General features: G+C 37.6%; 8 protein-coding genes. All 8 read right to left on the bottom strand.

The window, feature by feature from the left end:
* Positions 1-248: 248 nt before the first annotated feature.
* Positions 249-1,334 carry a GNAT family N-acetyltransferase gene (locus tag CK510_RS04145; protein ID WP_095720489.1) on the bottom strand — a complete coding sequence of 362 codons (1,086 nt, stop codon included), beginning with the start codon at positions 1,332-1,334 and terminating at the stop codon, positions 249-251.
* A gap of 127 nt (positions 1,335-1,461) precedes the next feature.
* On the bottom strand, positions 1,462-2,100 hold the full coding sequence (locus CK510_RS04140) for an acetyltransferase (protein ID WP_095720488.1): 639 nt from the start codon (positions 2,098-2,100) through the stop codon (positions 1,462-1,464).
* A 277-nt stretch (positions 2,101-2,377) separates the two neighbouring features.
* Complete coding sequence (locus tag CK510_RS04135) at positions 2,378-3,265, bottom strand: phytanoyl-CoA dioxygenase family protein (protein ID WP_095720487.1); 888 nt, start codon at positions 3,263-3,265, stop codon at positions 2,378-2,380.
* Between the two features lie 64 nt (positions 3,266-3,329).
* Positions 3,330-3,980 carry a sugar transferase gene (locus CK510_RS04130; RefSeq protein ID WP_095720486.1) on the bottom strand — a complete coding sequence of 217 codons (651 nt, stop codon included), beginning with the start codon at positions 3,978-3,980 and terminating at the stop codon, positions 3,330-3,332.
* A gap of 577 nt (positions 3,981-4,557) precedes the next feature.
* Entirely contained in the window at positions 4,558-5,697 is a 1,140-nt protein-coding gene (locus tag CK510_RS04125) for a glycosyltransferase family 4 protein (RefSeq protein WP_095720485.1), read from the bottom strand.
* On the bottom strand, positions 5,694-6,656 hold the full coding sequence (locus CK510_RS04120) for an SDR family NAD(P)-dependent oxidoreductase (RefSeq protein ID WP_169926998.1): 963 nt from the start codon (positions 6,654-6,656) through the stop codon (positions 5,694-5,696). The genes CK510_RS04125 and CK510_RS04120 overlap by 4 nt, the downstream gene beginning before the upstream one ends.
* Positions 6,653-8,080: a DUF4832 domain-containing protein gene (locus CK510_RS04115; RefSeq protein ID WP_158224837.1), complete on the bottom strand. Its 1,428-nt coding sequence runs from the start codon at positions 8,078-8,080 to the stop codon at positions 6,653-6,655. Before CK510_RS04115 ends, CK510_RS04120 begins: the two co-directional genes overlap by 4 nt.
* 415 nt (positions 8,081-8,495) lie before the next feature.
* Positions 8,496-9,380 carry a glycosyltransferase family 2 protein gene (locus tag CK510_RS04110; RefSeq protein ID WP_095720483.1) on the bottom strand — a complete coding sequence of 295 codons (885 nt, stop codon included), beginning with the start codon at positions 9,378-9,380 and terminating at the stop codon, positions 8,496-8,498.
* Positions 9,381-9,483 lie beyond the last annotated feature (103 nt).

Here is a 9,483-nt window from a genome sequence, read left to right as displayed (position 1 = left end):
TCTTCTACTTCAATATTTAAATATTTTGCTCGTAAGTCAACCAAAATACCTCTATAAATGATTTTGTTTTCTCAGAAACATGAATGAGACAATCTAAACCATATGCTGGATAAGTCTTTCAGGATTAAATCTGGACCTCCCCGGATATAGAAATGCTCTGGTTTGATTCCACATTTGCTTATCAGTTAATGATAAATTTCCCATACAACCTCAATATACGTAGCAAGATTCAAGTCAGATTCCTATATTTATGAATTATTTATAACAGAACGATAAGCTGGGAAAAAGTTAGATTTTAATAATTCTTCTACTTCAGTATTTAAATCTTTTGCTCTAGATTCGACCAAACGCATATACTTTTCTGTATCTGTAATCATACGCAAAGTCAAAAAATCATGTCTTTGACGTGAAAAGCCGGATTTAAAAGTAAACAAACTATCTTCCATCGATCCTCCGATTCCTCCTCCTATATGTAAATATTCATTTCCACGCTCTCTTCCCCAAAGACGCATATGGTGCAACAATAAATTAAAAGGAGACTGTCTAATAAAGTCATCTTTTGTTCCTCCTAAATGTGCTTGTATAATCCCGCAAGATTCAAAGAACAAACTCGCACAAATCATTTGTTCTTCAAATTCCACAATACACAAATGCAACTTTTCTTTTAAATCCAATAACCCTCGAAAATATTTATCATCAAAATAGTATGATTCATTTGCTTGGACGCGATTCATTGTCTCTTCGTAAATTGCAATAAATTCATCATAGTAATCTGCGAAGTCAACAACTCTAGCAGTGAATTCCAGACGCTTACATTTATTAATTGTACTTTGATGTCCTTTCCTGGTATGCGCCCATAACTCTGATTCTGATAAAGTTAAATCAATCGACACCGTTTGACCGTTCGGTGTAAAAATATCTTCAGGTAAACAGGCAGTTATATTTTCATTTATGATTGGATGCAGCCGAAAAAATGCTGAACAAATGCCTTTTTCTTGTAATTCTTTTTTAAAATAAACAATTGCTCTCTCTAAAAACTCTGGAGTACTAACTGCTGCTTCATTGACTAAAATACCCGGATATCCATAAGGAGATATAACATCAAAAACATCTGGTATTTGTATTTTATCGGAGATAGATTCATTACATTTGCGTAGTAAATAGGGAGCAAAAAATACCTTTTCTTCCTCACGAATTAAACAAGCTTCGGGGATTGTTTGAGTCCTAGAAGCCTCTAGACTGAAATACTGAGGCAAATGATAAACATCATGACGAATTTCGCTAAGAGTTTCAAGCCAGAGTGGGTTAGATATGTCAATTATACTAATATCCATTATTTAGATTTTATTAATTAAATTAGGTAATCAAGACAGAAATTGAAAAGTTACAGAAATCGCTGATTTTGAATAAAATAAGATAACAAAAAATTAGAGATGGTAAATTTACTAAAGAAAATTAAACTTACTGCGAGTAGGTATTTTGAACTACTTTTGCCGGACATCCATATGCTAAACAGAAAGAAGAAAGGGATTTAACGACTACCGAACCCGCACCACAAGTAGTATATTCACCAATCTGAATACCTGGGATTATCTTAGTTCCTACACCCAAGAATACACCTTCATCTAAATGAATGTTACCGCAAAGACGACATCCAGGAGCAATATGACAATAATCGCCAATCCGACAATCATGATCGATGGTTGAACCCGTATTAACTATTACATGACTCCCAACTTCTGTATCTGTATTCACAACAGAATTTGGCATAATCACAGTTCCGCAACCGACTTTCACATCACAAGCCATTTCCACTGAAGGGTGAATTGCCGTTGTAAATGAATAGCCATCTTTTTCAAGTTTTTCTGCGACACGACGACGAATTGGATTATTCCCAATTGCCACAATCCATTGACTGCGATCGCAATTAATTTCTGCAAAAACTTCTGGTGAAGATTTTTTGACGGGGATACCATGAATTAGAGTTAATCCGACTGGTGGATTATCATCAATAAAAGCTGCAACTTTCCTCCCTTGTTTGCATAAAATATCTGAAATTACTTTTGCATGTCCACCACAGCCGTATAGATAAATGTCCATTCTCATGCTCTAACTGAATTTTACTTAGATGCTAATTAGCTGAAGTTAATTTATTTATGTAAAGGATGACTTTAATTATCAGTCTTTCATAAAACTTCATAATGCACTATTATTCTAGAGCAATAAAACACCTATTTTTAGTATTTATTCAGCACAAGCTATTGTGATTCTAATTTAATTTGTCTCAAATGTAAAATCTAAAACAGCGATGATTTATATCATCGGTTTCAACCTCTTTAAGATGATTAAATTACCAATCTCATGGATTCAATTCATCTCATCTAGCTGACCATAGGATAGGAAAAACATCGGGGTCACTAAAATCAGGATTTCCATTGGGTAACTTGCGACACATTAATTCATCGGCTATTTGGACTTTTTTACCTTGCTTACTCCAAAACTCTTGGTAACGATTCTCCTCATCTTGTAAGTGAATTGCTAATGCCAAACGACGGGAATTACTGTAATTTGGCAAGCTACCATGAATTGTCCAACAATGATGAAAACTTATTTGTCCTTTTTCCAAAGTCATGGGAACCCTGACAGTTTTTCGTCCCTCACCTCGAAAATTTTGTTCCATATCATCTAAGTTATGGTTGTTGAAAAACCTAGTATCTTGGATACCCGACCATTTATGACTACCATCAAGAACCACCAAAGGTCCAATCGACTCATCGCAATTATGAAAGGGTATCCAAGTCGTGAGCAAGTTATGAGATGTACAAGTAGACCAATAAGCTTTGTCAGCGTGCCAACCTACTGCACTTTTACCATCTGGGTTTTGGGGTGGTTTATAAACTAGTTGGTCATCCAGTAAGCGAATGACTTTGGTACGGGCTAAACGAGCTGCGATCGCGCCTATAATTGGCTGCATGACTAGATTTTTCAACTCACGATTTTGCAGCGAGACAAATTCGTTGTTGCGAACTACATCATAACCATCTTCGGGCTTCCAATTAGTAAAACCAGTATCTACAGGAAGCGTGCGATCGCGTTCTCCATTGTAAAATCTTTCACTGCCTCGAATTGCTTCTTCAATAATTTCATCGGAAAGGACTTTTTTAGAGATATACCAACCATGTTCCTCGTAAAAAGCAATGTCATCTTCGGTTGGTAAAAGCGCTAACTGTTCCTCTGTTAGTTTGGTATTGACGGTACTGACCATTGACCTTTTCCACCACTTAATAAAGCACAACTATTGAGCGTGAGTGACTATCAACTACGACAAATCAATTTTCCCGTAATTGACCTTTGAATTCTTCCGATGTGGCATAACCTTCTTGGTTGATACCATCTTGTTGCAAAACCTTAAATACTGTCATTAACAAAATTTTAAAATCTAACCACAAACTCCAGTTATCGACATACCAAACATCTAGCTGAAATTTTTCTTCCCAACTGATTGTATTTCGACCTTTTACTTGGGCTAAACCCGTAATTCCAGGTAGAACATCATGACGACGTGCTTGTTCTGGAGTATAACGCTCAAGATAACTAACTATCAAAGGACGTGGACCGACAAAACTCATGTCACCTTTAAGAATATTCCACAACTGCGGTAGTTCATCTAGACTTGTTTTGCGAATGAACTGTCCGAATGGAGTCAGACGAACTTCATCAGGAAGAAAATTCCCTTGAGCATCCCGTTCATCTGTCATTGTGCGAAACTTATAAAACCTAAAAATCTGTGAACTCTGACCCGGACGAGGTTGGGTAAATACAACCGGACTACCCATGCGAAAATAAATTGCGATCGCAGTTCCAATCAGAACTGGAGAGAAAACGAGTAACGCGATCGCGGCAATTGTTCTATCGAAAAAATACTTAATAAATTTACTGTGGTTAAGTAAACTTGCACCTCTAAAGTTTCCACCAATCATACAAATATTCCTCTCTCAGTCTTCAAATAGATAAAACTGTAGACAAAAAGCAAAAGCTAACCCACTACTTTCTTTTGTATATAAGATTTCATCCTTGATTATTAACTAATAAAAACCTGGAACTTAAAAAGGGAGCATCCACTTTTGGAAGAAACATAATTCTCGTACTCCAAAAAACCTACTATACGGTTGATCTAAAAAAGTCNTAGACTTTTTTAGATCAACCGTATAGTAGGTTTTTTGGAGTACGAGAATTATGTTTCTTCCAAAAGTGGATGCTCCCCTTAAAAAATAATCCGCAGATTATTCACGATAAAAGATACGAAAATATACTTAAGCATTTATGTTCGCATTTTGGCAAAATCGTTATCAATTGAAGTTTTAAACTCTTTTATGGGTTTGTAATGTAATTGATATAAACACTTTGATTTATTACCAATTTGTTACGAACATAGCTAAATATGAGTATGAAATGGTGCCAAATTGGCACTAATTTCTACAGTCTTCAGTAAAATTTTCTGTGATTTTCCTACTTTCTTCTTTCGTTTCTAGAGAAGTCAAGAAACTACACAGATAATTATGCAGATAAAGCCTCTGTATATAATTTTTCATGAAGGTCGATCACTTGACGCAGTTCAAATGCAGCCATGCGATCACGTCCTTTTTTACCCATAATTTGCGCTTTTTGGGGATTATCTGCAATCATAGCAATGGAATCTGCTAAAGCTTGAATATCTCCCACTGGAAACAGATAACCGCAATCTTGTGTCACCAAGTCTCGAATCCCGCGAATTTCTGCACCAATTACGGGAACTTCTAGGCACAGTGATTCCATAATACTTCTAGGTAATCCTTCCCGTTCAGAAGCCAATATAGTTGCTACGGAAGCACAAATTAAAGTCGTAATATCTTTGCGAAAGCCTAAAAACTTGACTTGATTTTCCACTCCCAATTCCGAAGCAAGCTGTTGCATTGCTCCCATTAGTGGTCCAGTACCTGCAAAAGCAATACAGATATTATCTCGATTCAGTTTTGCCAATGCGTGAATAATGTCCCGGTGTCGCTTTCCTGGGTTGAATTCAGCTACTGAAAGAAACAAAGAAGTATCAGCATTTATCCCCATTTCCTGACGCACCCTTTCTACATCTGGAGTTGAAATAGCATTAGGATTATAGTATTCCGCATCTACTCCGATTCCTGGCATGTAACGAACTCTTTCGGGAGGATTTAGCCAGTAACGTTTAGCAGCTTGTTCATCATCGCGATTAATCACTACTAAATAATCATTCCAGCTACCAGCGAATTTTTCCAACGCTAGAAATAAAGAGTTTTTCAATGCTTTTCCACCGGGATGAAAGTGAAAACCATGAGCAGTGTAAATCACTCTAGTTCTAAGCTGTTTTCGTAAATTTCTGAGCGCATACCGTGTCACAAAAGCTGCCACTGGAGTATGTACATGTACGATGTCATAATGCTCTTGACGTACTACATCTTGGATGACATTAGGAGTTGTCATCAGGTTGCGTGGGTCTAGAGGATTGCGCGACCATTCTACCTCCCATACCTGGTCAAAAAGCTCTTGGCAAGTCGCACAAGTTGAAACTCCAGAAGCCATAGCATCCACCTGCCAACCTCGATTGCGGAAATGACGGGCAAATGGCAGTAGAAAACCTTTGAGAGTTGCTGGAATTGTTGTCACCATTAGGATTTTTTTCATGTTTTTACCTCTACTACCTGATGTGTGGATTGAAGTAATTCTGCTAAACCTTGACGAATACTCACTTCTGACGACCATCCCAAAGCTGTTAATGCTGTGTTGTCTGCAAGACTGTGACGAATATCTCCAGCACGAGGTTCTTTATGGATTGGTTGTAAGTCATTTGCTGTTAGCTCATTAAGGATGTTCTGAATTTCTAGTAGAGTGACAGCTTTACCCCTACCAACATTAAAAGTCTTGCCATTCGCTTCCGGGTGTTCCATAGCGAGGAGATTTGCTTTGACAACATCACTAACGTGGATAAAATCCCGACTTTGTAAGCCATCACCATAAATGATTGGTGCTAAATTTTGGCGAATGCGATCGCAGAAAATCGAAATCACCCCTGAATAGGGACTAGAAGGGTCTTGACGCAACCCAAAAACATTAAAATATCGCAAACAGACAAACTCAACACCTAAAGTTCGGGCATAAAAATGACCCATGAGTTCCGACGCTAATTTGTCAACCCCATAAGGAGTAATTGGTTGTGTTGGCATTGACTCAGTTTTTGGTAATGTTGGTTCATCACCATATACCGCAGCGCTTCCAGCAAATACTACTCGACGAACACCATGTTTTCGGGCTGCTTCCAGGACATTTAGAGTGCCACCATAGTTAATTTGACTAGTTCCGATTGGATCATTAATTGATTTAGGGACACTTGCGATTGCGGCTTCATGGAAAATATATTCACACCCCGCGACAGCAGCATCAACTGCTGTAAAATCAGCCACATCACCCTTGATTATTTCAACATTTTCAGTAGGTAGAGCAGCAATATTTTCCAGCTTTCCAGTGGAAAAATCATCCAGAATCCGAACTTTATAATCTTGCTTTACTAATGCTTCGGCAATGTGAGAACCAATAAATCCACATCCACCAGTCACCAAGATAATTTTTTCACATAATATTCTCATTGTATGTGTATCCTCTTCAAAAATGAGTTGTATCCAGAAGAAGCCTCCCAAATATTTTTATTTGCCAGACGAATAGAATATTTGGGTCGGTTCTTGAGACTTGGCTTGGGATCGGGTAGATTAAGCAGGATATCGTATTCACCAGGAGAAATATTGGCAGGAAGATGATGCCGGACATTCACAGTGGATATCTCACCTGCTTGCCAGAAGCGGGGATCGTTGCTTAAAGGTAAATGAAAAACCCGACCATTTGAACGGTTACGGAAGATTATTTCAAGTCCTCTAGGATTGTAAGGACTTGCCCAGCCATCATTGGCAATCTTGAAACTCATTGAGAACAATCCACCAAGTTTTGCATGGTTAGGAATCGACGAGTTAATCAAACGGAAGCGATATCCCAACTTTTTAGCAATGGTATCGTAGCAACCTTCCTTTTTCCAACGATTATAGGAGACCGGAGAGCCTAGATTGTAAGTTGCATTGATAGTACTCCATCGCATCTTGCGAAAAATCTCAAGCACTCGATCGCAGCTTTCATAATTCTTTGTGTAACCGTCTCCGTCTTCATCATTCTTGGATGGTTTGTCCGGTACATCCCCAGGTTCTCCACTCTGGACTACATAGCGATTATCCTGGCTCAGAAAATTCTTTATCTCTTCTGCATTGTTTCGAGAACTCCTATAAGTGCCAAAGTTCCACTCCCCACATACCAGGCAATCATCGTGCTGACCCAAACGGGCTTTTTTGCTTCCAGTAAAAGCCTCCAATACCGTAATTGGAGCGATGGGCTTCGCATTTGAGCCAAAGTACTGGAACTTAGAACGTGGAAGACGCAACGTAACCATTCGTTCTTTAGGCAGAATCTTGAGTATTTTATCTAGAATTAATCGTGACGCATTATTCATTAAATTATCTGTGTCACCAATAAGATTGTTACTAGAAGTGTGCCACTCTCCCCAGCAACCTATAAAGCCAGCATCCATAAAGGCAATCACATCTACATTTTTCTGTAGCACTTTCTTGATCTGATCGAGGTGCATCAGCACCTGCTTGAGGGACGCATCTGGACCTCCCATTGGCCAATTATAGGTGAAGCGAATAACCAACTTTACACCTGCTTTGCGGGCTGTAGTAAAATCGGTATCTAGACGATTCAAAAATTCTGGAGAAAGTGGTTTGCCCCGAAATTCGGCAATATGATAGCGAACCATTGCCAGGGACATACCCTGAGTTTGTTGTTTCTGTAGTAATGCTACTTTGAGCGGCTCGGTCCAGGCAGTGTAGGTATATTTTTTTGAGTTTTCCTGCGAAGAATTGCAGAAATCCCAAGTAATTTTGTTTGCCCACGGAGGATCGTAAGCTACGGCAAAACCCCGTTCGGGATTGGAGAATTTTTCATCACTCGGCTGATAAGTAGTAAGCATAGTTTGAGAGTTCTGAACACCGCTCGACTTATCTTGAAAGGCAGCTACTAGGACAAGTTTACATCCTCCAAACAGAATAAATTTGTACAAATACTTTAGAAGTATAGATTGGTATTTCCTCATTTTGAACTATTTCTTTTTGCACTAATTTTTAACTAACAAATACAGTATTTATTTTGTATTACTTATAACTATAGCAATCCTGAATGATTCATGAACAATAAAACCCTCGTAGAGACGTAGCAATGCTACGTCTCTACAATCCTGGTTTTTACAAATGATTTAGGATTGCTATATCCAATCCTAGCTAATGATACAAACTCCTAATTGCCTAAATTTTTACTGTTAATACTTTAGTTAATGATTGAATTCTTCCGCAGCTTTTAGTATATTTAAATACTTGCTATAAATGTTTCTAAATTTTAACTTTCAAATTAGCTTCCTTGCTACATTCAGACCAAATCTCTTGCCATTTAGATAAATCATCTTCACTCAAAGGAAAGGAACCATTACGGTGTTTAAGCAACTTAAAATTCAAACCTGTAGTAATAGCAAAAATATCTACTGAAGCTTTTACTAATTGTTCTAATACACCAAAAGCCAGTAGATAGTTTTTTTGAATCCAAGCTTGTTCCACTAACGCAATGGACAAGTTATATCTACCAATCAGACTTTTTTTCAGAGATAAATTATCAACACGATACCCAAATAAAATATCTGGTAAACAAGCAAATTTACTGTTAAAAAAAGTTCTTAGTAGTAAATCTTGGTCCTCCATTCTAATTGCTTTTGGTCTGTACTGATGAGTACGAAACCATTCTGTTTTACCCATCCATGTTGGATGTCCTAGACCTATCCCTGACCAAGGTCGAGAACATATTTCCGAGTGGGACTCTTTTAGTTTGAACTTCCCTTTAGCATTTCCATATCGATCAAAAACTATAAATTGAGTACCTAACAGATCAATTTCTGGGTTAGATTCTAAATACTCAACTTGTTTTTGTAGACGTTCAGGATAAGAAATATCATCACCATCCATGCGAGCAAAGTATTTACCATTACTTATAGCAATGGCTTGATTCAATCGGCTAGGAAGTTTCAGATTGAGCTTATCTGTAATCACTTTTATTCTTGAATCTGGAAAACTTTGAGCTATCGATAAAGTCTTATCTTGAGAACCATCATCAAGAAGAATTAATTCCCAGTTGCGATATGTCTGATTCAGAATTGATTTGATAGCAGAAATCAATGTGATTTCACAATTGAATATTGGCATTCCAATACTTACAAGTGGGTGCATAATATACTTCCAGATTTGAAAAACATACTTAGCTATAAATTTAACTAAATTATCTTTTTATAAGCGACTAAAAAGTCAAAGGTTATGGACATATTTTAGAATT

The sequence above is a fragment of the Brunnivagina elsteri CCALA 953 genome, from assembly GCF_002289455.1.
Taxonomy (GTDB): Bacteria; Cyanobacteriota; Cyanobacteriia; order Cyanobacteriales; family Nostocaceae; genus Brunnivagina; species Brunnivagina elsteri.
Note: the sequence above shows the minus strand (reverse complement) of the source record. Positions and strands in the feature narration are given on the sequence as shown.